This window comes from Stenotrophomonas sp. SMYL8, from assembly GCF_036320065.1.
Lineage (GTDB): Bacteria > Pseudomonadota > Gammaproteobacteria > Xanthomonadales > Xanthomonadaceae > Stenotrophomonas > Stenotrophomonas maltophilia_A.
In genome coordinates, this window is the sequence record NZ_JAWIRR010000003.1 from 40,708 (window position 1) to 67,364 (window position 26,657).

General features: G+C 66.7%; 30 protein-coding genes. 6 read left to right on the forward strand and 24 right to left on the reverse strand.

What is annotated here, in order from left to right; all coding sequences use genetic code 11:
- Positions 1 to 12: 12 nt before the first annotated feature.
- The 8 genes from V3B25_RS03885 to rlmE all read right to left on the reverse strand — a co-directional run bounded on the left by V3B25_RS03885 (position 13) and on the right by rlmE (position 7,718).
- A complete protein-coding gene (locus V3B25_RS03885) occupies positions 13 to 507 on the reverse strand; it encodes a nicotinamide-nucleotide amidohydrolase family protein (RefSeq protein WP_010484249.1) in 495 nt (164 codons plus the stop codon).
- Positions 508 to 629: 122 nt separating this feature from the next.
- On the reverse strand, positions 630 to 1,940 hold the full coding sequence (gene hflX, locus V3B25_RS03890) for a ribosome rescue GTPase HflX (protein WP_032128411.1): 1,311 nt from the start codon (positions 1,938 to 1,940) through the stop codon (positions 630 to 632).
- Between the two features lie 14 nt (positions 1,941 to 1,954).
- Positions 1,955 to 2,230 carry an RNA chaperone Hfq gene (hfq, locus tag V3B25_RS03895; protein ID WP_004152891.1) on the reverse strand — a complete coding sequence of 92 codons (276 nt, stop codon included), beginning with the start codon at positions 2,228 to 2,230 and terminating at the stop codon, positions 1,955 to 1,957.
- Positions 2,231 to 2,326: 96 nt separating this feature from the next.
- On the reverse strand, positions 2,327 to 3,280 hold the full coding sequence (gene miaA, locus V3B25_RS03900) for a tRNA (adenosine(37)-N6)-dimethylallyltransferase MiaA (RefSeq protein ID WP_329810141.1): 954 nt from the start codon (positions 3,278 to 3,280) through the stop codon (positions 2,327 to 2,329).
- Entirely contained in the window at positions 3,280 to 4,176 is an 897-nt protein-coding gene (gene folP / locus V3B25_RS03905; RefSeq protein ID WP_071229244.1) for a dihydropteroate synthase, read from the reverse strand. Before folP ends, miaA begins: the two co-directional genes overlap by 1 nt.
- A gap of 617 nt (positions 4,177 to 4,793) precedes the next feature.
- Positions 4,794 to 4,979: a hypothetical protein gene (locus V3B25_RS03910; RefSeq protein WP_021202558.1), complete on the reverse strand. Its 186-nt coding sequence runs from the start codon at positions 4,977 to 4,979 to the stop codon at positions 4,794 to 4,796.
- A 102-nt stretch (positions 4,980 to 5,081) separates the two neighbouring features.
- Positions 5,082 to 7,016 carry an ATP-dependent zinc metalloprotease FtsH gene (gene ftsH / locus V3B25_RS03915; RefSeq protein ID WP_005409015.1) on the reverse strand — a complete coding sequence of 645 codons (1,935 nt, stop codon included), beginning with the start codon at positions 7,014 to 7,016 and terminating at the stop codon, positions 5,082 to 5,084.
- Positions 7,017 to 7,085: 69 nt separating this feature from the next.
- A complete protein-coding gene (gene rlmE / locus V3B25_RS03920) occupies positions 7,086 to 7,718 on the reverse strand; it encodes a 23S rRNA (uridine(2552)-2'-O)-methyltransferase RlmE (RefSeq protein WP_005409014.1) in 633 nt (210 codons plus the stop codon).
- Between the two features lie 65 nt (positions 7,719 to 7,783).
- On the opposite strand from rlmE, the gene yhbY reads away from it, so the two are divergent.
- Together yhbY and V3B25_RS03930 are read left to right on the forward strand one after the other, a co-directional pair.
- Positions 7,784 to 8,089 (forward strand): ribosome assembly RNA-binding protein YhbY, encoded by a 306-nt coding sequence (gene yhbY, locus V3B25_RS03925; protein WP_004152868.1) that lies wholly within the window; start codon positions 7,784 to 7,786, stop codon positions 8,087 to 8,089.
- Positions 8,090 to 8,102: 13 nt separating this feature from the next.
- Entirely contained in the window at positions 8,103 to 8,477 is a 375-nt protein-coding gene (locus V3B25_RS03930; protein WP_049421498.1) for an Mth938-like domain-containing protein, read from the forward strand.
- A gap of 27 nt (positions 8,478 to 8,504) precedes the next feature.
- Here the strand turns inward: V3B25_RS03930 and V3B25_RS03935 are convergent, their stop codons facing one another.
- The 5 genes from V3B25_RS03935 to surE all read right to left on the reverse strand — a co-directional run bounded on the left by V3B25_RS03935 (position 8,505) and on the right by surE (position 12,036).
- Positions 8,505 to 8,993, reverse strand: a complete 489-nt coding sequence (locus V3B25_RS03935) for a hypothetical protein (RefSeq protein WP_049421499.1) — start codon at positions 8,991 to 8,993, stop codon at positions 8,505 to 8,507.
- A 174-nt stretch (positions 8,994 to 9,167) separates the two neighbouring features.
- The gene (locus V3B25_RS03940; RefSeq protein ID WP_032130122.1) at positions 9,168 to 9,953 is read right to left on the reverse strand and encodes a peptidoglycan DD-metalloendopeptidase family protein; all 786 of its coding nucleotides are present in this window, start codon (positions 9,951 to 9,953) and stop codon (positions 9,168 to 9,170) included.
- Positions 9,950 to 10,564: a YqaA family protein gene (locus V3B25_RS03945; RefSeq protein ID WP_014036746.1), complete on the reverse strand. Its 615-nt coding sequence runs from the start codon at positions 10,562 to 10,564 to the stop codon at positions 9,950 to 9,952. Before V3B25_RS03945 ends, V3B25_RS03940 begins: the two co-directional genes overlap by 4 nt.
- A gap of 18 nt (positions 10,565 to 10,582) precedes the next feature.
- On the reverse strand, positions 10,583 to 11,260 hold the full coding sequence (locus V3B25_RS03950) for a protein-L-isoaspartate(D-aspartate) O-methyltransferase (protein WP_010485977.1): 678 nt from the start codon (positions 11,258 to 11,260) through the stop codon (positions 10,583 to 10,585).
- Positions 11,257 to 12,036: a 5'/3'-nucleotidase SurE gene (gene surE, locus V3B25_RS03955; protein ID WP_010485979.1), complete on the reverse strand. Its 780-nt coding sequence runs from the start codon at positions 12,034 to 12,036 to the stop codon at positions 11,257 to 11,259. The genes V3B25_RS03950 and surE overlap by 4 nt, the downstream gene beginning before the upstream one ends.
- Before the next feature lie 209 nt (positions 12,037 to 12,245).
- Between surE and V3B25_RS03960 the strand changes: the two genes are divergently transcribed.
- Positions 12,246 to 12,785 (forward strand): Smr/MutS family protein, encoded by a 540-nt coding sequence (locus tag V3B25_RS03960; RefSeq protein WP_049421500.1) that lies wholly within the window; start codon positions 12,246 to 12,248, stop codon positions 12,783 to 12,785.
- Positions 12,786 to 12,854: 69 nt separating this feature from the next.
- Here the strand turns inward: V3B25_RS03960 and truD are convergent, their stop codons facing one another.
- The 10 genes from truD to V3B25_RS04010 form a co-directional block, all read right to left on the reverse strand.
- Positions 12,855 to 13,886 (reverse strand): tRNA pseudouridine(13) synthase TruD, encoded by a 1,032-nt coding sequence (truD, locus tag V3B25_RS03965; RefSeq protein ID WP_049421501.1) that lies wholly within the window; start codon positions 13,884 to 13,886, stop codon positions 12,855 to 12,857.
- Positions 13,883 to 14,380 carry a 2-C-methyl-D-erythritol 2,4-cyclodiphosphate synthase gene (ispF, locus tag V3B25_RS03970; RefSeq protein ID WP_005409005.1) on the reverse strand — a complete coding sequence of 166 codons (498 nt, stop codon included), beginning with the start codon at positions 14,378 to 14,380 and terminating at the stop codon, positions 13,883 to 13,885. Before ispF ends, truD begins: the two co-directional genes overlap by 4 nt.
- Positions 14,381 to 14,414: 34 nt before the next feature.
- On the reverse strand, positions 14,415 to 15,113 hold the full coding sequence (gene ispD, locus V3B25_RS03975; protein ID WP_049400377.1) for a 2-C-methyl-D-erythritol 4-phosphate cytidylyltransferase: 699 nt from the start codon (positions 15,111 to 15,113) through the stop codon (positions 14,415 to 14,417).
- On the reverse strand, positions 15,110 to 15,463 hold the full coding sequence (gene ftsB, locus V3B25_RS03980) for a cell division protein FtsB (RefSeq protein ID WP_032130117.1): 354 nt from the start codon (positions 15,461 to 15,463) through the stop codon (positions 15,110 to 15,112). The genes ispD and ftsB overlap by 4 nt, the downstream gene beginning before the upstream one ends.
- Positions 15,464 to 15,467: 4 nt before the next feature.
- Complete coding sequence (gene eno, locus V3B25_RS03985; RefSeq protein WP_032130116.1) at positions 15,468 to 16,760, reverse strand: phosphopyruvate hydratase; 1,293 nt, start codon at positions 16,758 to 16,760, stop codon at positions 15,468 to 15,470.
- A 96-nt stretch (positions 16,761 to 16,856) separates the two neighbouring features.
- A complete protein-coding gene (locus tag V3B25_RS03990) occupies positions 16,857 to 17,186 on the reverse strand; it encodes a hypothetical protein (RefSeq protein WP_049400376.1) in 330 nt (109 codons plus the stop codon).
- The gene (locus tag V3B25_RS03995; protein WP_032130114.1) at positions 17,186 to 17,533 is read right to left on the reverse strand and encodes a hypothetical protein; all 348 of its coding nucleotides are present in this window, start codon (positions 17,531 to 17,533) and stop codon (positions 17,186 to 17,188) included. The genes V3B25_RS03990 and V3B25_RS03995 overlap by 1 nt, the downstream gene beginning before the upstream one ends.
- Complete coding sequence (gene kdsA, locus V3B25_RS04000; protein ID WP_014036736.1) at positions 17,530 to 18,360, reverse strand: 3-deoxy-8-phosphooctulonate synthase; 831 nt, start codon at positions 18,358 to 18,360, stop codon at positions 17,530 to 17,532. The genes V3B25_RS03995 and kdsA overlap by 4 nt, the downstream gene beginning before the upstream one ends.
- An 89-nt stretch (positions 18,361 to 18,449) precedes the next feature.
- Positions 18,450 to 20,114: a CTP synthase gene (locus V3B25_RS04005; RefSeq protein ID WP_014036735.1), complete on the reverse strand. Its 1,665-nt coding sequence runs from the start codon at positions 20,112 to 20,114 to the stop codon at positions 18,450 to 18,452.
- Between the two features lie 400 nt (positions 20,115 to 20,514).
- Entirely contained in the window at positions 20,515 to 20,748 is a 234-nt protein-coding gene (locus tag V3B25_RS04010; protein ID WP_005416022.1) for a hypothetical protein, read from the reverse strand.
- Positions 20,749 to 20,920: 172 nt separating this feature from the next.
- Here V3B25_RS04010 and parE point away from each other — a divergent pair, with 172 nt between their 5' ends.
- The 3 genes from parE to V3B25_RS04025 all read left to right on the forward strand — a co-directional run bounded on the left by parE (position 20,921) and on the right by V3B25_RS04025 (position 25,142).
- Positions 20,921 to 22,810, forward strand: a complete 1,890-nt coding sequence (gene parE / locus V3B25_RS04015) for a DNA topoisomerase IV subunit B (protein WP_019338185.1) — start codon at positions 20,921 to 20,923, stop codon at positions 22,808 to 22,810.
- Between the two features lie 147 nt (positions 22,811 to 22,957).
- Complete coding sequence (locus V3B25_RS04020) at positions 22,958 to 23,536, forward strand: GNAT family protein (RefSeq protein ID WP_049421510.1); 579 nt, start codon at positions 22,958 to 22,960, stop codon at positions 23,534 to 23,536.
- Positions 23,537 to 23,645: 109 nt separating this feature from the next.
- Positions 23,646 to 25,142 (forward strand): S10 family peptidase, encoded by a 1,497-nt coding sequence (locus tag V3B25_RS04025; RefSeq protein WP_032130111.1) that lies wholly within the window; start codon positions 23,646 to 23,648, stop codon positions 25,140 to 25,142.
- A gap of 385 nt (positions 25,143 to 25,527) precedes the next feature.
- Here V3B25_RS04025 and V3B25_RS04030 read toward each other — a convergent pair whose 3' ends face one another.
- Positions 25,528 to 26,649 carry an inorganic phosphate transporter gene (locus tag V3B25_RS04030; protein ID WP_049421504.1) on the reverse strand — a complete coding sequence of 374 codons (1,122 nt, stop codon included), beginning with the start codon at positions 26,647 to 26,649 and terminating at the stop codon, positions 25,528 to 25,530.
- Between the last annotated feature and the right edge of the window lie 8 nt (positions 26,650 to 26,657).

A 26,657-nucleotide genomic window follows, 5' to 3' on the forward strand; every position in this document is an offset into this window, starting at 1 on the left:
CGGAGCAGCATGTCACAGCTGGGCGTCGATACCGCGCAATGCCGCCGCCACGGTTTGCCGGCGGATGGCTTCGCGGTCGCCATCGAACTGGAACAGCTCGGCACGGGCATAGCCGCCGCGGCGCTTCCAGCCAATCCAGACGCTTCCGACCGGTTTGTCCGGGCTGCCGCCACCAGGACCGGCGATGCCGGTCACCGCCACCGCGATGCCGGCACCGGAATTGACCAGCGCGCCGGACACCATTTCCAGCACGGTTTCGCGGCTGACCGCACCGAACTGCTCCAGGGTCTGCGCACGCACGCCCAACAGGCGCTGCTTGGCCTCGTAGCTGTAGACCACCATGCCGCAGTCGAAGAACGCCGAGGAACCGGCGATATCGGTCATGCACTTGGCGATCCAGCCACCACTGCAGCTTTCAGCGGTCACCAGCTGCAGCGAAGCCTGCTGCAGGCGCTGCCCGAGCGCGGCGGACTGGGCATTGAGTTCAGCGTCGGTGGGAATGGACATCGGCATGACGGTGGGGTGAAGAACCTGCACGTTGTACCGCAGATGACAGCTGGATGTCGCGCCCCTCCGGCACGGTTGCGCTGCCGGCCAGCGGCCGGCACTACCGGGCATGGGCCGCTACCTCACCACTCCGGCAATTTCTCCGGCAGCAGCGCCCGGATCGGCGCGCCGTCGGCACTGGCTGCCAGTTTTTCGGCTTCGGCAATCGGCAGGTCGACCTGCAGCAGCCAGCCGTCTTCGTCGGCCTGCTCGCTGCGGATCACTTCCAGCTGGTGCAGGCGCGCACGCAGGCGGCCGGCATCCGGCGGCAGGCGCAGTTCGCCGGTGACATGCTGCAGGCCCAGGCGCTTGCCCAGCACTGCCTGCAGCAGCTCAAGGCCCTGCCCGTCACGCGCGGAAATCCACACCCGCTCCCGGCGCGACTCATCCGGGATACCGTCCTGGCCATCGTGGCGGACGTCAGCACCTTCGATGCGGTCGATCTTGTTGAACACCAGCAGCTGCGGCAGGTCACCGGCACCGACCGCGGTCAGCACCTCGTCCACCTGGGCGATGCGCTCCTCGCGGTGCGGATCGGCAGCGTCGACCACATGCAGCAGGAAATCGGCCTCGCGCGCCTCGGACAGGGTCGAGCGGAACGCAGCGACCAGGTCATGCGGCAGATCGCGGACGAAGCCGACGGTGTCGGCCAGCACCACGTTGCCACCGGGCACCGCAATGCGGCGCACGGTCGGATCCAGCGTTGCGAACAGCTGGTCGGCGGCGTAGGCCTCAGCGCCGGTCATGGCGTTGAATAGGGTCGATTTGCCAGCGTTGGTGTAGCCCACCAGGGCGACACGCGGCAGCTCGCTGCGCACGCGCGCACGGCGCATCTGGGTGCGCTGCACCTCGACCTTTTCCAGGCGCTTCTGCAGCTGCTCGACCCGCTTCTGCAGCAGGCGGCGGTCGGTTTCCAGCTGGGTTTCACCCGGGCCGCGCAGGCCGATCGAACCGCCGCGCTGGCGCTCCAGGTGGGTCCAGCCGCGCACCAGCCGCGTGGCCAGATGCCGCAGCTGCGCCAGCTCGACCTGCAGCTTGCCCTCGTGGCTGTGCGCACGCTGGGCGAAGATATCCAGGATCAGGCCGGTACGGTCGATCACCCGGCGCTCCAGGAACCGTTCCAGGTTGCGCTCCTGGCCCGGGCTCAATGCATGGTTGACCAGGATGAGGTCGGCACCGCTGGCATCGGCCGCAGCCTTGATCTCGTCCAGCTTGCCGCTGCCGATCAGGGTCGACGGATTCGGACGGTCCAGGCGCGCGGTGATCGTCGCAGCGATGCTGGCCCCAGCCGAGCGGGCCAGATCACCGAACTCTTCAAGCACATCGTCTTCCAGCTTGCCGAAATGGGGCTGGATCAGCAGGGCGTGTTCGCCCTTTTTCGAGCGATCAAACATTCACCGCTCCGGTCTTACTCGTCTGCTTCATCACCTGCCTGACCACCTTCACCCGACTGCACGTAACCACCGCCCGGACCGACCTTCACGTTACGTGCCGGAACGACCGTGGAAATGGCGTGCTTGTAGACCATCTGACTGACCGTGTTGCGTAGCAGGACCACGAACTGGTCGAACGACTCGATCGTGCCCTGCAGCTTGATGCCGTTCACCAGGTACACCGAAACCGGCACGCGTTCGCGCCGCAGTGCATTCAAGAAAGGATCCTGCAGCGATTGCCCCTTGGACATTGCACACTCCTGATTATTGTTCTTATTGGGTTGCCGACGGTTGCCACGGCCCCCGAGCCGCCCGCCGACCGATGATGTTACACGGCTGGCGGGGGTTCAGCGTGCGACGAAGGTCGACACCGCGCCGGCCAGGCGCTCGTGGTCGATATGGGGGTCGAACCAGCGCGCATCAAGCTCGCCACGCAGCCAGGTCAGCTGGCGCTTGGCCAGCTGGCGGGTGGCGAAGATCGCCTTGTCACGGAAGCGGGCGGCATCGCCCTCCCCGTCCAGGTATTCCCAGGCCTGCCGATAGCCGACCGCGCGCACTGCCGGCAGGTCCAGCGGCGCCTCCACGGCAGCCATTTCCGGCATCGCGCGCAACGCCCGCACCTCGTCGAGGAAGCCCTGCGCCAGCATGGCGTCGAAGCGCGCCTCGATGCGCTGGTGCAGCACCGCGCGGTCACGCGGCGCCAGGATCAGCTTGAGGGTGCGCACCGGCAATGGCGCTACGCTCGGCCGACGCTGCCATTCAGTGATGGGCGTCCCGGTCAGGCGATAGACCTCCAACGCCCGCTGGATGCGTTGCGGGTCGGTGGCATGAATGCGTGCGGCGGCCGCTGGATCGACCTTGGCCAGCTCTGCGTGCAGTGCCGTCCAGCCACGCTCGGCCGCCTCGGCGCTGAGCGCTTCGCGCATCGCCGGATCGGCCTCGGGCATCGGCGACAGGCCCTGCAACAGGGCGCGGAAGTACAGGCCAGTGCCACCGGCCAGGATCGGCATCTTGCCGCGTGCCACGATGTCGGTCACGACCCGACCGGCATCGGCGGCGAATTCGGCTGCCGAGTAGGTCTGCCAGGGATCGCGCAGGTCCAGCAGATGGTGCGGCGCCTGCGCACGCTCTGCCGCATCGGGCTTGGCCGAACCGATATCCAGGTGGCGGTACACCAGCGCCGAATCGACGCTGACGATCTCGCCATCCAGCTGCTTCGCCAAGGCGATCGCGGTGGCGGTCTTGCCACTGGCGGTCGGCCCCATCACGGCGATCGCCAGTGGCCGCCGGTCGATGCCCATCAGTCTTCGTCCGGCCAGCGGATCGTCGGCGTGGCGTCGGCGCGCGGCGTCGGCACCGCCTCGACTGCTTGCCAGATCTTCAGCGCATCGACGGTGGCCGCCACGTCATGCACGCGCACGATGCGCGCACCACGCTGCACCGCAATCAGGTGCGCGGCCACCGAAGCCGCCACGCGTTCGGACGGCGTGTCGCGGCCGGTCAGTTCCCCCAGGCTGCGCTTGCGCGACAAGCCGGCCAGCATCGGCACGCCCAGTTCCAGGAAGCGCTCGGAGCGCGCCAGCAGGGTCATGTTGTGGGCGGTGGTCTTGCCGAAGCCGAAACCGAGATCGATCAGCAGGTTCTTCTTCGCGATGCCGGCCATTTCTGCAGCGAACAGGCGCTGCACCAGGAAACCGTGCACCTCGGCGACCACGTCATCGTAGTGTGGGTCAGCCTGCATGTGGCCCGGCTCGCCCTGCATGTGCATCAGCACCACCGGCACGCCGGTTGCAGCGGCGGCGTCCAGCGCCCCTTCCTGGCGCAGGCCGTAGATGTCATTGATCATGCCCGCGCCGACGGCCACGGCCGCACGCATCACCTCCGGCTTGAAGGTGTCGATGCTGATCGGAACCTGGGTTCGGGCGGCCAGCTGCTCGATCACCGGAATCACGCGGCGCAGCTCGTCCTCGATCGATACCGGCGCGGCGCCCGGGCGGGTCGATTCGCCGCCAATATCGAGCAGGTCCGCACCCTCCTCGACCAGCTTCAGGCCATGTGCGACCGCGGCCTCGGTAGTGTCGTGCGCGCCGCCATCGGAGAACGAGTCCGGGGTGACGTTGACGATGCCCATGACCCGGGCACGGTCGAGGCGCAGGATGCGGCCGGCGCAATCGAGCTGGGGCGAGGTATCGAACATGGGCAATCCTGCAGGGACAACGGCGGGTAGTTTAGTTCGGCAGGGCGGCGCCCTGCACCCGCAGAGGCCAGAGCTACAGCAAGAGCCGGAGCAACAGCGGGTTTACTGAGGGATGGCGGGGTGGATCCGGTTGCGGGGGACGCCGTGAATCCGTCCATGGAGGCTCGGTCGCGCCATCCATGGCGCTCACGCCCCCGCAACCGGACCCACCCCGCCTTCGACAGTTTTCTGCGATCTGCAGTAGATCCACGCCATGCGTGGATGACTCATTCGATATCTGACAGAGGTGTCGACCAAGGTCGACACCTACCAACAGCCGCGGAGATCTGTCAGAGGTGGGGCGGTGTCGGAGTGCGGGGTGTCAGCCGCATGGGCCCGAGGCATGCCTCGGGCGGGTTGGGCAGGACGCCCAACCCCGGTCTTGCCGTGTGCGCAGGAATGCGCACGCGAGCAAGCGGCTGCCAAGCTTACAGGGACGTACTTGCAGCGCCCCCGCACTCCGACACCGCGCCGCCATCCTACGGAAAGCCCGCTGTTGCTGTTGCTGTTGCTGTTGAGGTTGCCGGCCAGCGGCCGGCACTACCACGGGTGCAGGGCGCAGCCCTGCCGACACCCCCTCAACGGCGGCGACGCTTGCGGTCCACGTACAGGGTCCTGGCGATGCTCAGCACGATGCCGACTCCGATGCCCACCACGCAGCCCAGCAGCAGGTTGTCGGCCCCCAGGCCCACACCCACGCCGACCACGGTGGCGATCACCATTTCGGCAGTGTGGGAAATCGGTTCGGGCTTCGGGGCGGACATGCGGGCTCCAGCGTCAGATCGGATCTTCGGGATGGGCCAGTGGCCCGGAAACGACGAAGCCGGGTTGCCCCGGCCTCGCCTGGTGTCACCTGCAGCGGGCCGTCAGTGCGATTCGGCCGGGCCTGCGATCGGCGGCAGCGGACGGGCGTCGCCGCCCTTGTCGTTGCCGCCGTCCTTGTTCGACTTGCTCCAGCCCGCCGGCGGCGGCGGATCGCGGCCTTCCATGATCGCGTCGATCTGCGGCGCGTCGATGGTCTCGTACTGCAGCAGCAGCTGCGACATCGCGTGCAGCTTGTCGATGTTCTCGGTCAGCAGCTGGGTCGTGCGGGCGTAGGCCTTGTCGAGGATGTTGCGCACTTCCTCGTCGATCCGGCGCGCCGTGTCGTTGGACACGCTCTTGTGCTGGGTCACCGAACGGCCCAGGAACACCTCGTCATCCTCTTCGCCATAGGCGATCGGGCCGAGCTGCTCGGACAGGCCCCACTTGGTGACCATGTTGCGGGCCATCTTGGTGGCACGCTCGATATCGTTGGAGGCACCGGTGGTGACCTTGTCCTCGCCGAAGATCAGCTCTTCAGCGACGCGGCCACCGTACAGCGAGCACAGCTGCGACTGGATCGCCACGCGGTTCATCGAGTACTTGTCGCCTTCCGGCAGGTACATGGTCACACCCAGCGCGCGGCCGCGCGGAATGATGGTCACCTTGTAGACCGGGTCGTGCTCGGGCACCAGGCGGCCGACGATGGCGTGGCCGGCCTCGTGGTACGCGGTCAGGGTCTTCTCGTCCTCGCTCATGGCCATCGAGCGGCGCTCGGCACCCATCAGGATCTTGTCGCGGGCACGGTCGAAGTGGTCCATGCGGACTTCCTTCTCGTTGCCACGCGCGGCGAACAGGGCCGCCTCGTTGCAGAGGTTGGCCAGGTCCGCACCGGAGAAGCCCGGGGTACCACGCGCGATCACCATCGGCTCGACGTCGTCAGCCAGCGGCAGCTTGCGCATGTGGACCTTGAGGATGTGCTCGCGGCCCTTCACGTCCGGCAGGCCGACCACGACCTGGCGGTCGAAACGGCCCGGGCGCAGCAGCGCCGGGTCCAGCACGTCCGGACGGTTGGTCGCAGCGATCACGATCACGCCTTCGCCGCCTTCAAAACCGTCCATCTCGACCAGCAGCTGGTTCAGGGTCTGCTCGCGCTCGTCGTGACCGCCGCCCAGGCCGGCGCCACGGTGGCGGCCGACGGCGTCGATTTCGTCGATGAAGATGATGCACGGCGCGTGCTTCTTGGCCTGCTCGAACATGTCACGCACGCGGCTGGCGCCGACGCCGACGAACATTTCCACGAAGTCCGAACCGGAGATCGAGAAGAACGGCACCTTGGCTTCGCCGGCGATGGCCTTGGCCAGCAGCGTCTTGCCGGTACCCGGGGGGCCGACCATCAGCACGCCGCGCGGAATCTTGCCGCCCAGCTTGGTGAACTTGGACGGGTCGCGCAGGAAGTCGACCAGTTCGCCCACTTCTTCCTTGGCCTCGTCGCAGCCGGCGACGTCGGCGAAGGTGACCTTGATCTGGTCTTCGCCCTGCAGCTTGGCGCGCGACTTGCCGAAGGACATCGCGCCCTTGGCACCGCCGCCACCGCCCTGCATCTGGCGCATGATGAACAACCAGAAGCCGATGATCAGGATGACCGGCAGGAAATTCATCAGGATCGCGCCGAGGGAAATGCCGCTGGACGGCTCCTCCTGCACGATCTCCACGTTCTTGGTACGCAGCACGTTGATCAGGTCACGATCGAACGGCGCGGTGATGGTGGAGGACTGACCACCGCGGGTGGTGTAGGTCAGCTGGCTGGTGCCGCCACGCATGTCGCCGCCAAAGGCGACCTTCTGCACGTTGCCGCTGTCCACCTGGTCCAGGAATTGCGAGTAAGACGCGCCCTGCGCGCCGGCCCCGGAGGACTTCGGCGAGAAGCTCTGGAAGACCACCATCAGCACGACGGCGACGACCACCCATAGCAGGAGGTTCTTGGTCAAGTCGTTCATCCTCATTGGCTCCGGTGTTCCTCTCAGTGCTGGCGTTGCGTTGGGGTCGAACTTGCGTACGTTGCGAGCTTACTTCATGTGGGCGCGTTTTCCCTGACCCAAGGCATACACCTCGGGAGAGCGCTTGCGCGACGCTTCCGGCTTGCGGATGGAGACCTTGTCGTACCGGCGGCGCATGTCGCGCACGTAGTCGTCAAAGCCCTCACCCTGGAACAGCTTGATCAGGAACGCCCCACCGGTCTTCAGGTGGTTGTCGGCAAAATCCAGGGCCAGCTCCGCCAGGTGCATCATCCGCGGCTGGTCGACCGCGCCTACACCACTCTTATTGGGGGCCATGTCCGACAGCACAAGGTCTACCGGCTGATCCCCGAGCATGGCTTCAAACTGCGATAGAACGGCTTCTTCCCTGAAGTCACCATGAAGGAACTCCACGCCGGCCAGCGGCGGCATGTCCAGGATATCCAGTGCCAGCACGCGGCCGGTATCGCCGATCTGTCTCCTAACCTGCTGAGACCAGCCGCCCGGAGCCGCGCCGAGGTCGACCACCACCATGTGCGGCTTCAGCAACCGGTCACGTTCCAGCAGCTCTTCGAGCTTGTAGGCGGCGCGCGAGCGCATGCCTTCGGCCTGGGCCTTCTTCACGAAGGGGTCGGAGAAGTGTTCCTTGAGCCAGCGCTGGCTGCTTTTGCTGCGGGTAGCCATTGAAAATAGGGGCTGATGGGGTCCTCATGATACCCTGATCGCCCCATTCAACCGTGTTTTCCTGCATGTCCATCGCCCTGACCGCCTCCCAGACCCGTTTCCTGCGCGGCCAAGCCCACGACCTGAAGGCCCTGCTGCAGACCGGCGGCAAGGGTGTGACCCCGGCCTTCATCGCTGAGCTGAACGAAGTGCTGGAGCGCCACGAGCTGGTCAAGGTGAAGGTCGCTGCTGAAGACCGCGACGCCCGTGACGTGATGATCGGCGAGATCGTCGAAGCCACCGAAAGCGCGCTGGTGCAGCGCATCGGCCACGTCGCCGTGCTGTACCGCCCGAGCAAGGAACAGCGCCAGATCGTGCTGCCGCGCGGCTGATCGCCCTACTGCCATGCAGCTGAACCACGAACCGCCGGATTACGCCTATAGCCTCCGTGCCGCCGATGGCCGCTCGGCCAAGGTGAATGACCAGGCGCTGGGCAGCAGTTTCTTCCTGACCCCGGACCAGCTGGTCTCGCAATGGCCGGTGGTGAGCGCCACTGCGCTGCAGGTGGCTGACCTGGAGCCGATCCTGGCGCTGAATCCGGCGCTGATCGTGCTCGGCACGGGTGACCGCCAGGTATTCCCGCCGGCAGTGGTGATGGCTGCCTGCCTGTCACGCGGCATCGGCCTGGAAGTGATGAACAATCCGGCCGCCGCGCGCACCTTCAACATCCTGGCGGGCGAAGGCCGCAAGGTCGCGGCCGCTTTCATTCTGGAAGGCTGAGGTCGAGGCGTCGGGCGCGCCCCGGCGCTAGCCGCCAGAAGCGGTGCAGCGGAAGGCCGAGAACTGCTTCAGCCGCCCGATCAGGTTGCCGCCCTGGCCCCAGCGGATGTCCATGACCTTCCAGTCCTGACCCTGCCTTTGCAGCAGGACACGGTCGGTCCAGCGATAGTCGCCTATCGCCATTTCGACGGGCACCCAACTGCCATCGCCGCTCGTCGCGGGCAGCCCCACCTTTACCGTTTCCGGCCGATCCGGCGCCATGAGATACGGGCTCTGGTCCAGCATGTGCGGCTTCTCGTCATGCGCGGCCAGCACCGCACAGGCCCGCTCGTAAGCGCGCTGCGCATCGATGGCTGAGCGCAGCGCATCGCCCAGCAACGGCGGAATGGTCGCTTCGTCCGAAGCCGGCGCCTGGACGGCCGCGTAAAGACGGGTGACCACGTCGCGCGGATCGCTGGCTGCGGAGGCCAGCGGCGCGACGATGAGCAACGCGAGAGTGGAAGCAGGACGGAGCATGGGGCACCGGATTGACTGGGACCGCTCAAGAATGCCGGGTATCCCGTCCGCCGTGAAGGTGAGCCTGCGACACACAAGATCGCAAATGACCACTCTGCGGTACCCGGGTCGAGCATGGCTCGCCTCTACGGGCCAGGAACGCCGGGCATGGCCCGGCGCTATCGCATCTGACGATCAGCGTGCCGGCAGGTACTGCTGCGGGTCGACCGGCTTGCCGTTGTAGCGAATCTCGAAGTGGACCATGTCGCGGTTCGCACCAGTACGGCCCATTTCGGCGATCTGCTCACCGGCCTTCACGCTCTGGCCTTCATTCACCAGGCGCTTGCGGTTGTGGCCATAGGCCGACAGCCACTGGTCGCTGTGCTTGATGATGATCAGCTCGCCGTAGCCGACCAGGCCGGCGCCGGAATACACCACCACGCCATTGGCGGTGGCCTTGACCGCCTGGCCGCTGGTGCCGGCGATGTCGACGCCCTGCTTGGTCGCATCACCAGCCACGTAACGGCCAACGATGGCGCCATCAGCCGGCCAGCGCCAGGCGATGTTGCTCTTCACCGGACCGACCGGCGCCGGGGCCGGCGTGGTGCTGCCGCCACTGCTGCCACCGGAACGCGGCGGGGTGACCACCGTGGTGGGCGCGCGGCCGCCGCTGGCACCGGCCGGATACAGCCGGATCACCTGCCCCGGATAGATCGTCGAGGGGTTGTCCAGGCTGTTCCAGGCAATCAGGTCGGCCGGGGTGATGTCATGGATGCGGGCCAGCGCATAGATGGTGTCGCCCTTGCGCACCACCACGGTCTGCCCCGGCTTGGGTACCGAGGTCTTCGGCGTGGTCACACCGCCACCGGTGCTGCCACCACCAGGACGAACCACGGTGGCGGTGCCGCAGGCGGCCAGGGTGGAAACCAGCAACGCCAGCGCGCCGATGCGCACTCCCTTGCTCAGACGATCAGGACTCATGCGAACTTCGACCTCCATACAAGCCAGGCGATCAGCACCACCACCAGCGCGGTGGCGATCCAGCCCAGCGGTTCAATCCAGCGACGCAGTGCCGCTTCAGCACGCGCACCACCGATACGGATGACCGCAGCCAGCACGAACACGCGCTTGCCACGACCGATCAGCATGCTCAACAGGTACTGCGGCATCGGTACACCGACGATACCCGATGCCCACGTGAAGACCTTCATCGGGATGGGCATGAATCCGCCCAGCACCAGGAAGGTGAACACTGCCCACGGCGACTCGGCCATCTTCGCCTGCACGGTGGTGATGCCCTGCTCGATGGCCGGCAGCATACCCAGCGCCTCGAACAGCGGCTTGATCGCCTCGAAGGCGTAATGACCCAGCGCGTAGCCAACCAGTGCGCCGACCATCGAGCCGGCCAGGCTCAGGGTGGCGAACCACCAACCGCGCTTGGGCTGGGCCACGCACATCGGCGCCAGCATCACCTCCGGCATCACCGGGAAGATGATCGCCTCGAAGAAGCTCAACACCGTCAGGTAGGTCGGCGCGCGTTCGTGCGCCGCCCACTTCATCGCCCGCTCGTACAGCGGCCCGAAAATCTTCATGCAACCCTGCTCCGTGGATTAGTCGAGCATGCCAGACAGCAGCGGCACGAACGTGACCGGCGCCAGCACGTGTTGTTCGATGCTGCCGTCGGCCTTGCGGTCCAGCTGTACCAGCGACTGCGCCCCGGGGCCACCGACCGGCGCCACCAGGCGGCCGCCCTCGGCCAGTTGCTCGATCAGGGCGTCGACCAGTGCCGGCGCCGCCGCAGTGACCACGATGGCATCGAACGGACCGTGCTCGGCCCAGCCGACGCGACCGTCGTCATGCTTGGTGCGGATGTTCATGCCCAGCGCACGGAAGCGCTTGCGGGCCTGCCGCAGCAGATCACCGATGCGCTCCACGGTGTAGACCTCCAGGCCCAGCGCACCGAGGATGGCGGCCTGGTAACCGGAACCGGTGCCGACTTCCAGCACCCGTTTCGGCGCCACCTGGAGAACGGCCTCGGTCATCCGCGCGACCACCCAGGGCTGCGAGATGGTCTGGCCGTGGCCGATCGGCAGCGCGGTGTCTTCATACGCACGCGAGGCCAGTGCCTCGTCGATGAACAGATGGCGCGGCACCACCCGGATCGCATTCAAGGTCGGCTCGTCAACGATGCCGGCTTCGCGCAGGCGGTCGACCAGGCGGTCACGCACACGCTGCGAGGTCATGCCGATACCGACGGCTTCCGGTTGCAGGCGCAGGCGTGGACTCATGCCGGCTGGTCCAGCGCGGCACTGAGGCCGCCGACCCAGCTGGCCACTTTCTCCAGTGCCTGGTAGCGGGTCAGGTCCACCTGGATCGGGGTGATCGAGATATGCCCGGTGCGCACCGCATGGAAGTCGGTACCGGGGCCGGAGTCCTGCTCACGGCCGGCCGGGCCGATCCAGTACACCTCGTTGCCGCGCGGGTCTTTCTGCGCGATGCAGCCTTCGGCGCGATGGCGGTTGCCGAGGCGGGTGACCTCGAAGCCCTTGACCTCGCTCCACGGCAGATCAGGCACGTTGACGTTGAGGATGGTGTCAGCCGGCAACGGATCGGCCTTGAGCCGGGCAACGATCTCCACCGCAGCGCGCGCGGCGGTCTCGAAATGTTTCGGATCGTGGTTGCGGGTAACCAGCGAGACCGCCACCGCCGGCAGCCCGAGGAAGCGACCTTCCATCGCCGCCGAGACGGTGCCGGAGTAGATCACGTCATCACCGAGATTGGCGGCATTGTTGATGCCGGACACGACAATGTCAGGCTCGAACTCGAGCAGCCCGGTCAGCGCCAGATGCACGCAGTCGGTCGGGGTACCGGCCACCGAAACGGTGTAATGGTCGATGCGCTTGAGGCGGATCGGCAGGTCCAGGGTCAGAGAGTTGCTGGCACCGGAGCGGTCACGGTCGGGGGCGACCACCGTCACTTCGTGGCCGGCCTCGCGCAGCACCGAGGCAAGCATCCGGATGCCTGCGGCGTCGACGCCATCGTCGTTACTGACCAGGATTCGCATCTTCGATTTAACCGCTTGATTTTCCAAGAATTCGATTCCGTCACCGTGCAGTGTGGGCGGGACCGTCGTACTCCCCTGCGGAAGCCGTCGACCCTGCAAGGGCATCGTCTATTGTGCCGCATGCGAGCCGCCGGTCCTACCCTGTCGGCGGTCATGACCGACATCGAACCGTCATAGGCAGAGATGCGCCGGCGGTTTACCCTGTGCGCATGTCGCACCCTGAAGACGAAGATCCGGCCGCATTGTTCCGTGCGGCCATCGGCGAAGTGACGCCGCTGCGCAAGGATGCCGAGCCGGCGCCTGCCGCGCCCCGGCCGAAGCCGCGCGCGCGCATGGCCGAACGTGACGAGGCCGAAGCCGCCGGCGAATTCGCCCGGCTGCTGCGCGACAGCACGCCGCTGGAAGCCGGCGACGTGGCCAGCTATCGCCGCGGCAACCTGCCACCACGCTTGTTCCAGCGCCTCAAGCGTGGCCAGTACTCGGTGCAGGACGAGCTGGACCTGCACGGCGCCACTGCGTCGCAGGCGGAGGCGCTGCTGCGCCAGTTCCTGCTGGAAGCGCATGCACACGACTATGGCTGCGTGCGCATCATCCACGGCAAGGGCCTGCAGTCCGATGGCGGTGCACCGGTACTGAAGAATCTGGTCGATCGCCTGCTGCGGCTGCGCAACGACGTACTGGCGTTCCATTCGGCGCCGACCGGACAAGGCGGCACCGGCGCGGTGCTGGTGCTGCTGGCCCGTAGATGAAAAAGGGGACGGAGGGAATTAAGTCGTTTGTGGCACAAACGACTTAATTCCCTCCGTCCCCTTTTTCTGTCAGGCCTGCGAGGCGTCTTCGACCGGGCCGAGCTCGTGCAGTACGGCGGTGGCGTAGCAGCCTGGCGGCAGCGCGAATGACAGCTCCAGCACGTCGTCGGCCAGCCACTGGTGCTGCAGCAGCGCCGGGCGCAGGCGCAATGCGCGGCGCTCCTGCTTCAGCCGTGCGTCTTCCAGGCCGGCCCGCAGTGCCTTTGACTCGTCGTCGTCCAGCGCGGCCAGCTCCAGCTCACGTGCCGCGTCGGCGCTGCGCAGCTCGCCTTCGCCCCACAGCGGAGCACTGGGGTGGATGTCGAAGCGCGCCAGGCGCTCGGCCAGCACGTCGGTATACGGCTCGGGGCCGAACACGCTGCGGCTGCCATCGAGCATCCACACTTCGCCATCGAGCGGCTGATCCCAGTTGCCCTGCTCCACGCGCGCGGCCAGCACGCGGTTGAACAGCGCCGAACGGGCGGCTGACAACAGCAGTGAACGCTGGTCCTTGCGCATGCGGCGGCCACCGAACATCGCCAGTGCCGCCGGCACATTGCCGCCGTCGCGGCCAAAGCGCTGTTCGCCGAACCAGTTCGGCAGGCCGCGCTCGGCAATCTGCTGCAGGCGCTCGCTGATCGCCGTGGCATCACCCTGCACCTCGCGCAGTACCAGCTTGAAGCGGTTGCCGGCCAGTGCACCGCGCTGCAGCTTGCGGTTGTGCCAGGTGGCTTCGAGCACTTCGATCTCGTCACTGGCCAGCTCGGCCAGGTCCGGCGCGATGCGCTTGGGCAGGTGCACGCTGAAACGCTGGGTGGTGACCGCGTGGCGGTCTTTCATCCCGGCATAGCTCACCGCCATTTCCGGCAGGCCCGCCCACTTGGCCAGCAGCTTGGCCACATGCACGGTGTTGGCTCCACGCTTGCGGATATGCAGCAGCAGGTGCTCGCCTTCACCGGTCGCCTCGAAGGCCGGCAGTTCGTCAACCTGGAAATCGTCCGGTGTGGTGCGGATGCGCGCCGTCAGCAACGGTGCACCAAACGCCAACGGCAGCGGGATCATGCCGCCACCAGCAGTACCACCGCCTGTGCGGCGATGCCTTCGCCACGGCCGGTGAAGCCCAGCTTCTCAGACGTTGTGGCCTTGACGCTGACCGCATCCAGCGGCAACTGCAGCAACCCACCGATGCGCTCACGCATCGCCAGCGCATGCGGACCGACCTTCGGCCGCTCGCAGATCACGGTGATGTCGGTGTTGCCGACGCGCCAGCCACGCTCGCGCAGCAGGCTGTCGCAATGGCGAACGAAATCACTGCTGTCGGCGCCCTTCCAGCGGTCGTCACTCGGCGGGAAATGCTGGCCGATATCGCCCAGCGCCAACGCGCCGAGCATCGCATCGCACAGGGCGTGCAGGATCACGTCGCCATCGCTGTGTGCGAGCACGCCGCAGCTGTGCGGCACGTTCACGCCGCCAAGCATGATGTGGTCGCCTTCACCGAAGGCATGGACGTCGTAGCCCTGGCCGATGCGGACGGGCGGGAACGGTGCGGTGCTCATGGATGCAACCCTTGCAACAGGGCCGCGCGGACGGTCAGCCGGCGCGGCGGGAAAGTACGAATTCGAACCGATCCAGATCGGCCGGAGTGGTGACCTTGAAGTTGTCCTCGCTGCCTTCCACCAGCAGCGGGCGCTGGCCCTGGCGCTCCATGGCCATGGCCTCGTCGGTGACGTCAACACCGGCGGCCGCAGCGTCAGACAGCGCGCGGCTGAGCTGGTGGCGGCGGAACAGCTGCGGCGTCAGTGCGCGCCACAGGCGCTCGCGTGGCTCGGTGCCATCGATGCCGCCGTCGTCGCCAGCGCGCTTGAGGGTGTCGCGCACCGGCGCAGCCAGGATCGCCCCGACCGGGTCAGCACGACCGACTTCAAGCAGACGACCGAGATCGGCCAACGACAGGTTCGGCCGTGCAGCATCGTGAACCAGCACGAATTCGTCGGCACGCACGGTGTCCGGCAGCGCCTGCAACCCGGCCAGCACCGAGGCGGCACGGGTCGCGCCGCCGATGCAGGTCAGCACCGGCTTGCCCGACCACTCATTCCAGCCCGGCCAGTCGGCATCGTCCTGGCCGATCACCACCATCGCTCCGGCCACGGCGGGGTGCGCCAGCAGCGCGTCCAGCGTGTGGGCGAGCAGGATCTGCCCGCCCGCCTGCAGGTACTGCTTGGGCAGCGGCGCACCGAAGCGGGTGCCACGGCCGGCGGCCGGAACCACGACCCAGATCGCCGCGCTCATGGCACGTCTGCCGGGTGTTCGCCCGCCTGGGCAGTGACGCCGGCAGCAGGCTGCGCCGGGTGGACCGGCGCATCCTCGACCACACGGTAGAACTTCTCGCCAGGCTTGATCATACCCAGCTCGCTGCGCGCGCGTTCCTCGATGGCGGACTGGCCTTCCTTGAGGTCCTTCACTTCGGCAGCGAGCGCGTCGTTGCGCTGCTGCAGCCCCTCATTGTCCCGCTCCTGGTTGGCGACCTGGGCTTCGAGCATCATCACTTCACCCGAGTTGCCCGGACCGAACCAGAAGCGGTACTGCAGCCAGCCCAGCAGCAGGGCCAGCACCAGCAGCATCCAGCGCCAGTCGCGCATCGGCTCAGCGCTTCAGCGAAACGAACGCGTCACGACCGGCGTAACGCGCGCCGGCGCCGAGGGCTTCCTCGATGCGCAGCAGCTGGTTGTACTTGGCCACGCGATCGCTGCGGCACAGCGAACCGGTCTTGATCTGGGTGGCGGTGGTGGCCACCGAGATATCGGCAATGGTGGTGTCTTCGGTTTCGCCCGAACGGTGCGAGACCACGGCGGCATAGCCGGCGCGGTCGGCCATCGCGATCGCTTCCAGGGTTTCGCTCAGGGTGCCGATCTGGTTGACCTTGATCAGGATCGCGTTGGCGGTGCCCGAGTCGATGCCTTCCTGGAAGATCTTCGGGTTGGTCACGAACAGGTCGTCGCCAACCAGCTGCACCTTCTTGCCGATGCGGTCGGTCAGCAGCTTCCAGCCGGCCCAGTCGTTCTCGGCCAGGCCATCTTCAATCGTGATGATCGGGTACTGCGCGGCCCAGTCGGCGAGGAAGTCGACGAACTGCTCGGAGGTCAGGCGCTTGTTCTCGCCGACCAGGTTGTACTTGCCGTTTTCGAAGAATTCGCTGGAGGCGACGTCCAGGCCCAGCAGCACGTCTTCACCGGCGGTGTAGCCAGCCTTGCCGATCGCTTCGAGGATGGTGTCGAGCGCCTCGACGTTGCTGCGGAAGTCCGGTGCGAAGCCGCCTTCGTCGCCGACCGCCGTGCTCAGGCCGTGGCCCTTCAGCACCGACTTCAGCGAATGGAAGATTTCGGTGCCCGCGCGCAGCGCTTCGGAGAACGAGGTGAAGCCGACCGGCAGCACCATGAACTCCTGGAAGTCGACGTTGTTGTCGGCGTGCGCGCCGCCGTTGATGATGTTCATCATCGGCACCGGCAGCGACGGGGTCACGCCGGTCTTGGCGGCAAGGTACTGCCACAGCGCCTGCTTGTTCGATGCAGCGGCGGCGTGCGCGGCGGCCATCGAAACACCCAGCAGCGCGTTGGCGCCCAGGCGACCCTTGTTCTCGGTGCCGTCGAGGTCGATCAGGCGACGGTCGAGGCCGGCCTGGTCGGTGGCTTCGAAGCCCTTCAGCGCATTGGCGATGGTGGTGTTGACGTTGTCGACAGCCTTGCGCACGCCCTTGCCCAGGTAACGGGTCTTGTCGCCGTCACGCAGCTCGACCGCTTCCTTGGTGCCGGTCGAGGCGCCGGAGGGAACCGCGGCACGACCGAACGAACCGTCCTCCAGGATGACTTCGGCTTCCAGCGTGGGGTTGCCACGGCTGTCGAGGATTTCACGGGCGTGGATGCTGCGGATCGTACTCATGGTCGGGCCGGTTACCTGTATGGAGAGGGGGCGACAAAACGAATGCCGCGTGATTATCCCCGGCTGCCCGCCACTTGCCAAATGGCGTGGGCGGCTTCAGCCCCAACTGGACCCGATCACGATCAGGATCATCGACACCAGCATCACCAGCAATGCACCGGCAATCGCTGCCAGGATGGGGCCACGCCGCCGTCGCCAGGCCAGCACCATCGCCACCGGACTGCCCAGGAAGGACAGCACCATCGTGACCAGCGCGCCCAGCAGCCACCACTGCGTGGCCTGCACGCCGTTGTTTCCATCCCCCGGCGGCCGGAAACCGGACGTGAAGGCCAGCACGCCCACCACCAGGGCGATCCAGGTCAACACGGACAGCCCCAGGGCGATCAGGCCCCAGGGCCAGCCACGCGCCGATGTGGTCGTATTCATCAGAGCAATCCGTAGAACAGGGCGCCCAGCCACAGCGAGAGCAGGATGATCGCCAGGCCAGCCGTGACCTTGCCGCGATTCAGCCGCCAGGCCAGCACAGCGGCAGCAACGCATCCCACCGCACCGAGCAGCTCCGCCACCAGCAGCGCAATGAAGTACGCCCGCAGATCGAGCGCACTGCTGCCATCACCGGGGGGCCGCACCGACGCAGCGCCGATCAGTACCAGCCCGAACATGCCCACGGTGAACAGCACGGCCAGACCCAGTGCGATCACGCCCCAGGGCCACTGTTTCCAGTGCCGGCGGTGACGCTGGGTTTCCAGCGCCAGCCACGGGTCACGACTCACGCGAAGCGCGAAAAGCCGTGCTTCTTGGTCACCGCATCGAGTTCCATCAGGGTCTCGAGCAGCGCTTCCATCTGGTCCAGCGGCCATGCATTGGGGCCATCGGACAGCGCCTTGGACGGGTCCGGATGGGTTTCGGCGAACAGGCCGGAGATGCCCACCGCCACGGCGGCGCGGGCCAGCACCGGCACGTGCTCACGCTGGCCACCGGAACTGGTGCCCTGCCCACCCGGCAGCTGCACCGAATGGGTGGCGTCGAACACCACCGGGCAACCGGTATCGCGCATCACCGCCAGCGAACGCATGTCACTGACCAGGTTGTTGTAGCCGAAGCTGGCACCGCGTTCGCAGACCATGATCTGCTCGTTGCCGGTGGCCTTGGCCTTTTCCACGACCGGCTTCATGTCCCACGGCGCCAGGAACTGGCCCTTCTTGATGTTGACCGGCTTGCCGGCCGAGCACACCTTGCGGATGAAGTCGGTCTGGCGGACCAGGAACGCCGGGGTCTGCAGCACGTCCACCACCGAGGCCACTTCATCCATCGGGGTGTATTCGTGGACGTCGGTCAGCACCGGCACGCCGATCTGCTTCTTGACCTCGGCCAGGACCTTCAGGCCCTCTTCCATGCCCGGGCCGCGGAATGCGGTGCCCGAAGTGCGGTTGGCCTTGTCGAAGCTGGACTTGAAGATGAAGTTGACGCCGAGCTTGTCGGTGACTTCCTTCAACTTGCCGGCGGTATCGAGCTGCAGCTGCATCGACTCGATCACGCAGGGGCCGGCGATCAGGAACAGGGGCTGGTCCAGCCCGACCTCGAATCCACACAGTTTCATGGCGTTTCCTTGTTGTCCGCGGCACCGGCCGGGCCGGTGCGCTGGGGGTTGAAGCGTGCAAGATGGGGGCCGGCGGCCCCCATCACAAGTCAGGCGCGGGCTTCCTGCAGCAGCTTGCCGCCGGCCTTGCGCTCGCGTGCGGCACGGATGAAACCGATGAACAGCGGGTGGCCGTCACGCGGCGTGGACAGGAATTCCGGGTGCGCCTGGCAGGCCAGGAACCACGGGTGCGCATCGCGCGGCAGCTCCACCACTTCCACCAGGGTGTCATCCATCGACTTGCCGGCGATCACCAGGCCTGCATCCTCCAGCTGGGTGCGGTAGCGGTTGTTGAACTCGTAGCGGTGGCGGTGGCGCTCGGCAACCACGTCCTTGCCGTACAGCTCACGGGCCAGCGTGCCCGGCTTCAGGCGCTGTTCCTGCAGGCCCAGGCGCATGGTGCCACCGAGGTCGCTCTTGTCATCACGCTTTTCGACGTCGCCGGTTGCCGTACGCCATTCGGTGATCAGGCCGATCACCGGGTTCGGCGACTGGCGGTCGTTCTCGGTGCTGTTGGCACCTTCCAGGCCGACCACGTTGCGGGCGTAATCGACGACGGCCGCCTGCATGCCGTAGCAGATGCCGAAGTACGGCACGTGCTGCTCGCGGGCGAACTTCGAGGTCAGCACCTTGCCTTCGAAACCACGGTCACCGAAGCCACCCGGCACCAGGATGCCGTCAACATCGGCCAGTGCGGCCATGTCGGTGCCTTCCAGGTCCTGTGCTTCCAGCCACTTCAGGTTGACCTTGGTGCGCTGGCGCAGGCCGCCGTGCTTGAGTGCTTCGCCGACCGACTTGTAGGCGTCCTGGTGGTCGACGTACTTGCCGACCACGGCGATGGTCACTTCGTCCAGCGGGTGCAGGGTCGCATCGACCGCGTCTTCCCACATCGACAGATCGACCGGGCCGGCCTTGTCGGCCAGCTTCAGCTGGTTGACCACGATCTCGTCCAGGCCCTGCGCATGCAGGCCCGACGGAATGCGGTACAGGACATCCACGTCCGGCACGCTGATCACCGCGCGCTCGGAAACGTTGGTGAACTGGGCGATCTTGCGGCGCTCCGAATCCGGCACGGCCTGTTCCGAACGGCACAGCAGCACGTCCGGCTGGATGCCGATCGAGCGCAGTTCCTTCACCGAGTGCTGGGTCGGCTTGGTCTTCAGCTCACCGGCGGCGCCGATGTACGGCACCAGGGTGAGGTGCATGAACAGTGCCTTCTCCGGGCCACGCTCGGTGCGCACCTGGCGGATCGCCTCCAGGAACGGCAGCGACTCGATGTCGCCGACGGTACCGCCGATCTCCACCAGCGCCACGTCGTAGCCTTCGGTGGCTTCGTCGATGCAGCGGCGGATTTCATCGGTGATGTGCGGAATGACCTGCACGGTCGCGCCCAGGTAATCGCCGCGGCGTTCCTTGCGGATCACGTTCTCGTAGATACGACCGGTGGTGACCGAGTTCTTGCGGCTCAGGCGGGTGCGCACGAAGCGCTCGTAGTGGCCCAGGTCGAGGTCGGTCTCGGCGCCGTCGTCGGTGACGTAGACCTCACCGTGCTGGAACGGGCTCATGGTGCCCGGGTCGACGTTGATGTACGGGTCGAGCTTCATCATCGTGACCTTCAGGCCACGGGCTTCGAGAATGGCGGCCAGCGACGCGGCGGCAATGCCTTTGCCGAGCGAGGACACCACGCCGCCGGTTACGAAAATCAAGGGAGTCATGGCTGCAAGCATCCTGTCTGGAAATGGAAAACGGCAGCACCACGCGCGCCCGGAGGGCAGGCATGGTGCTCAGAGGGGGTTTTCCGGTTCGCTGTGGCAGCGAGGGAGGTGCGGATCCGTGCGACGGCAGGCGCCGGACGGGGACCACCGTGCGAGGTCGGGGCGACCGTGCCGGTCAAATCGACCGTCACCTGCGACCCGCCATGCTGGAAGCCACGCTTGGCCGCTCCAGCCCATTCGCAAATGGTGGACACGCACTTACTCCCGGAAAGCCATAGTTTACAGATTGATGGCCGCCAACCCAAGAGGCAGATGGCACGCCACTAAAAAGAAACGCCCCGCAAAGCGGGGCGTTCCGGAGCGCAACCCTTGTCGCAAGGGCGCCTGGCAGGGGGCGGGATCAGCGCTTCTTGCGCGCTTCCTCTTCCTCTTCCTGCTGCGGGGCCGGCTGGCCCTGCGCCTTCATTTCGGCATTGGCCTGGGCCCGACGCTTGGCCTTGGCATCGGCTTCGGCCTGCGCCTTGTCGGCCTGGTCACCCTGCTGCGGGGCCGGCTGGCCGGCGTTCTGCGCCACCACCAGCGGCACTGCAACGGCGGCAGCGGCCAGGATCGCAATGGTCAGCAACTTCTTCATGAGGTCCTCCTCGCGGTATGGCTTGGACGTTTCGACCCAACGGGGGTCGCCGGCGTTCAGATTCCAGCAGCTGCCATTTTACCCCCTCTGCGTCGCCGAGACTGAACCGCAGGCGTGCAAAATCCCGTGCCAGACCCCACACTTGCCCGTCGCTCCAAGCTTTCGAAGACAGATGAACGCCCGTTATAACGCCGCCGATATTGAAGTCCTGTCCGGCCTTGACCCGGTCAAGCGCCGTCCCGGCATGTATACCGACACCGCGCGCCCGAACCACCTGGCGCAGGAAGTGATCGACAACTCGGTGGACGAGGCCCTCGCTGGCCACGCCCGCTCGATCGAGATCACCCTGTACAAGGACGGCAGCGTGGAGGTCAGCGATGACGGCCGCGGCATGCCGGTGGACATCCATCCGGAAGAGAAGATCCCGGGCGTCGAGCTGATCCTCACCCGCCTGCATGCCGGCGGCAAGTTCAGCAACAACAACTACACCTTCTCCGGCGGCCTGCACGGCGTCGGCGTCAGCGTGGTCAATGCGCTGTCGACCCTGGTGGAAGTGCACATCAAGCGCGAAGGCGCCGAACACCGCATCACCTTCCGCAACGGCGACCGCGCCACCCCGCTGGAAGTGGTCGGCAGCGTCGGCAAGAAGAACACCGGTACCCGCGTGCGCTTCTGGCCGGACCCGAAGTACTTCGACACGCCCAAGTTCGCGGTGCGCGCGCTCAAGCACCTGCTGCGCGCCAAGGCCGTGCTGTGCCCGGGCCTGACCGTGAAGCTGACCGACGAGGCCACCGGTGAAGTCGATACCTGGTACTACGAAGACGGCCTGCGCGATTACCTGAAGCTGGAGCTGGGCGATCGCGAGATGCTGCCGGCCGAACTGTTCGTCGGCAACCTGAAGAAAGACACCGAGATCGTGGACTGGGCCGTGGCCTGGCTCCCGGAAGGCGAGCTGGTGCAGGAAAGCTACGTCAACCTGATCCCCACTGCCCAGCACGGCACCCACGTCAACGGCCTGCGCACCGGCCTGACCGAGGCGCTGCGCGAGTTCTGCGACTTCCGCAACCTGCTGCCGCGTGGCGTCAAGCTGGCCCCGGAAGACGTGTGGGACCGCGTGTCGTTCGTGCTGTCGCTGAAGATGACCGACCCGCAGTTCAGCGGCCAGACCAAGGAACGCCTGTCCTCGCGCCAGGCCGCCGGCTTCATCGAAGGCGCCGCCCACGATGCGTTCAGCCTGCTGCTGAACCAGAACGTGGAGCTGGGCGAGAAAATCGCGCAGATCGCCATCGAGCGCGCCAGCGCGCGCCTGAAGACCGAAAAGCTGGTCGTCCGCAAGAAAGTCACCCAGGGCCCGGCCCTGCCCGGCAAGCTGGCCGACTGCATCAGCCAGGACCTGTCGCGCACCGAGCTGTTCCTGGTGGAGGGTGACTCGGCAGGCGGCAGCGCCAAGCAGGCGCGTGACAAGGACTTCCAGGCGATCCTGCCGCTGCGCGGCAAGATCCTCAACACCTGGGAAGTGTCCTCCAACAGCGTGCTGGCGTCGGAAGAAGTGCACAACCTGGCCGTGGCCATCGGCTGCGACCCCGGCAAGGACGACATTGCTGGCCTGCGCTACGGCAAGGTCATCATCCTGGCCGACGCGGACTCGGACGGCCTGCACATCGCCACCCTGCTCACCGCGCTGTTCCTCAAGCACTTCCCGGCGCTGGTCGATGCCGGCCACGTGTTCGTGGCGATGCCACCGCTGTTCCGCATCGATGTGGGCAAGCAGGTGTTCTATGCCCTGGACGAAGAAGAGAAGCGCTCGATGCTGGACAAGATCGAACGCGAGAAGATCAAGGGCGCGATCAACGTCACCCGCTTCAAGGGCCTGGGCGAGATGAATCCGCCACAGCTGCGTGAATCGACCATCCACCCCGACACCCGCCGCCTGGTGCAGCTGACCGTGGACGACGGCGAGCAGACCCGTTCGCTGATGGACATGCTGCTGGCCAAGAAGCGCGCCTCCGACCGCAAGGGCTGGCTGGAGAGCAAGGGCGATCTGGCTTCGCTGGAAGTCTGACCCGACGCGGGGCCGGATCCGTTTCCTGCAGGGAAACGGCTCTGGCCCCAACGCCCGGTAATGCCGGTTCTTGTGCCCTTGGCATTACGCCCCCATCGGCAAACCCGGCGGCGCCATAATGCGCGTCCATCTGTGTGGACCATCGTATTGGCCAGCCACTCGCTGCTGTTCCCGGGCCTGCCGCTGCACAGCGCGCGCCTGGTCCTGAGCCCGATCCGCCGCGACGATGCGGCCGCCCTGTTCGCGATCCAGTCCGATCCGGACGTGATGCGGTTCTGGAACCACCCGGCGTGGACACGACCGGCCGAAGCGCGCGCGCAGATCGACGATGACCTGGCGGCACAGGCCACCGGCACCCAGCTCAAGCTGGCCGTGCGCGAAACGCTGGACGGCCCGTTGCTGGGCATCTGCGTGGTGTTCGCCCTGGATCGCGATGCCGCTCGTGCCGAGATCGGCTACCTTCTGGCCCCCGACAGGCAAGGCCAGGGCTACATGCACGAAGCGCTGCAGCATCTGCTGGACTACCTGTTCCAGACTCTGCGCCTGCATCGCGTGGAAGCCGAAGTCGACCCGCGCAACCGGCCCTCGGCACACGTGCTTGAACGGCTGGGCTTCCACCTGGAGGGCGTGCTGCGGCAGCGCTGGCGCATCCAGGGCGAACTGTCCGATTCGGCGGTATACGGCCTGCTGGCTGACGACGACGTGCGCACACCCCTGCCCGCTTGACCCAATCTGGCCACTGGCGGCCTCGACGCGCGGCCATGCCTTTGGACACATACGACATGCCCTCCACCGGCCTAGCATCGGAACCCCCTTCCGCTGCCGATCCGGTGCCATGAAGTCCCTGCTGCACACTGCCGCGCTCTGCGTCGGCCTGCTCATCGCCCCAGCCAGCGTGCTGGCCGCGCCCGACGCCGAGGCCAAGCCCGATCCGAAAGACGACAAGACCGAAGCGCCCGCGCTGCCCGCCGATGCGTCAGCCCGCCAGAGCATGCGCCTGGCCGGCCGCACCCTGGACTACACCGCCACCGTCGGCACCCTGCCGGTGCGCGATGCCAAGGGCAAGGTGATCGCCGATGTGGTGTTCACCGCCTATACGATGCCGGGCAAGGACCGGCCGGTGACCTTCGCGCTCAACGGCGGCCCGGGTGCATCGTCGGTCTACCTCAACATGGGCGCGATCGGGCCCAAGGTGGTCACCTTTGGTTCGGAGGGTGACAGCGCATCGGCGCCGGCCACCCTGCACGACAACCCCGGCACCTGGCTGGACTTCACCGACCTGGTGTTCATCGACCCGGTCGGCACTGGCTTCAGCCGTGCGCGCATCGGTGATGACGAGGCGAAGAAGCAGCTGTACAACCCCAGCGCCGACATCGAATACCTGTCGCGCTCGATCTACGACTGGCTGCTGCGCAACCAGCGCATGGGTGCACGCAAGTACCTGACCGGCGAGAGCTACGGCGGCTACCGCGGCCCGCGCATCACCCACTTCCTGCAGACCCGCCTGGGCGTGGCGATGAACGGCCTGGTGCTGGTGTCGCCCTACCTGAGCCCGACCCTGGAAGACAACGCCGATGTCTCGCCGATGGCGTGGATGCAGACGCTGCCGTCGATCGCTGCAGCGCACCTGGAGCGCCAGGGCAAACTGACCGATGCGGCGATGCGCGACGTGGTGGAATACACCCGCGGCGACTACGCCACTGCGCTGATGAAGGGCCGCAGCGATCCGCAGGCGACCGAGGCGATGCTGCGCCGGGTGACCGAGCTGACCGGGCTGGATGCGCAGTTCGTGCGCCGCGCCGGTGGCCGACTGGAGACGCAGGCCTATCTGCGTGAGGTGTTCCGCGACAAGGGCACGCTGGGCAGCCGCTACGACTCCAACGTGACCGCGTTCGATCCGTTCCCGAATGATCCGGAACAGCGCGCCAACGATCCGCTGCTGGACAGCATCATCGCGCCGACCACCACGGCGATGGTCGACTTCGTGACGCGCGTGGTCGGCTGGAAGGTGGATGCACGCTACCAGGCGCTGAACTACGACGTGAACCGGCTGTGGGACCGCAACGGCGAGCTGCGCCAGGGCGCGGTGACCCAGCTGCGGCAGGCGGTGGCGATCGATCCGCATCTGCAGGTGCTGATCGTGCATGGCTGGAATGATCTGTCGTGCCCGTTCATGGGGTCGATCCTGACGGTGGACCAGATGCCGGCGATGGGCAGCAATCCGGACCGGGTGCAGGTGCGCAGTTATCCGGGCGGGCACATGTTCTACAGCCGGGCGGACAGCCAGGCGGCGTTCCGCAGGGATGTGCAGGCGTTGTTCCAGCGTAATTGAGGGGTTCGGCCGGGCCTGCGGCCCGGCACCTGCCGGATCAACGGCAACGGCAACGGCAACGGCAACGGCAACGGCAAAAGCAGGGTTTCCGTGGGTTGGCGGGGTGGGATAGGCAGGCGGGGGACGGCAAAAACTGCTCCTGCGTGCCTCGTAGAGCGCCATCCATGGCGCTCTGCACCCCCGCCTGCCCATCCCACCCCGCCTTCGACAGTTTTCGTGCGCTGTTGGTGGGTGCCGACCGTTGGTCGGCACGGGGGCGGATCCCTGTTTCTGCTCTGGTAGGTGTCGACCTTGGTCGACACGATGTGTCCGGAAGAATTCTCTGCCCATGAAAAAAGCCCGCCGGTATCCGGCGGGCTTTTTCGTGTGCACCTTGGCGCGGCGATCAGGTCCAGCCGAACAGCTCGAACAGCTTCAGGATCAGGTACGCGCAGCCGCCCGCGGCCGGAATGGTCAGGATCCAGGCCCAGACGATGCGTTCGATGACGCCGAACTTCAGCGAGCGCGGGTTCTTGGCGAAGCCGACGCCCATGATCGCGGTGGAGATGCTGTGCGTGGTCGAGACCGGCATGCCGAAGTGGGCGGCCAGGGTCAGGATGGTGGCCGAGCTGGTCTCCGCGGCGAAGCCGTGGATCGGGTGCAGCTTGACCATCTTGTGACCCAGGGTCTTGATGATCTTCCAGCCGCCCGAGGCAGTACCGGCCGCCATCACCACCGCACAGGTCAGCACGATCCACATCGCGATGCCGTCACCGGCGCTGGCGTCCGGGTGCATGAAGGCCAGCCACGACGGCAGGTCATCCAGCGCACCGGTGGCTTCGGCACCGATCAGGGTCATGGCGATGATGCCCATGGTCTTCTGCGCGTCGTTGTGGCCGTGGGCGAAGCCCATGTAGGCCGCCGAGGCGATCTGCGCTTTGCCGAAGAAGGCGTTGACGATGCGCGGGCGGGCCAGACGACCGATGGCACCACCGATCCTGGCCAGGCCGGCAATCAGGCCCCACAGCAGCACCATCACCACGATGCCGAGCAGGAAGCCGGCGATCGGCGAGGTGATCATCGGCACGAACACCTTCCACAGCAGGCCCTTGTTCTGCGCCCAGCTGCCCAGGCGCTCGGACCAGATCAGGGCGTCCCAGTTGTTGTGGGCAGCGGCCAGGCCGGCGCCGCAGAGGCCACCGATCAGGGCGTGCGAGGACGAGGAAGGCAGCCCCTTCCACCAGGTGATCAGGTTCCAGATGATGCCGCCCAGCAGGGCGCACAGGATCACCTGCGGGGTGACGTCGACCACGTTGGTGTTGAGCAGGCCCGAAGCGATGGTCAGCGCCACCGCGGTACCGGTCAGTGCACCGATGAGGTTCATGAAGGCGGCCAGCATCACCGCCCAGCCGGGCGAGAGCACCTTGGTCGCCACCACGGTGGCAATGGAGTTGGCGGTGTCGTGGAAGCCGTTGATGAACTCGAAGACGAGCGCGGCCAGGATCACCACCAGGACAAGGGTCAACATGCGGCGGC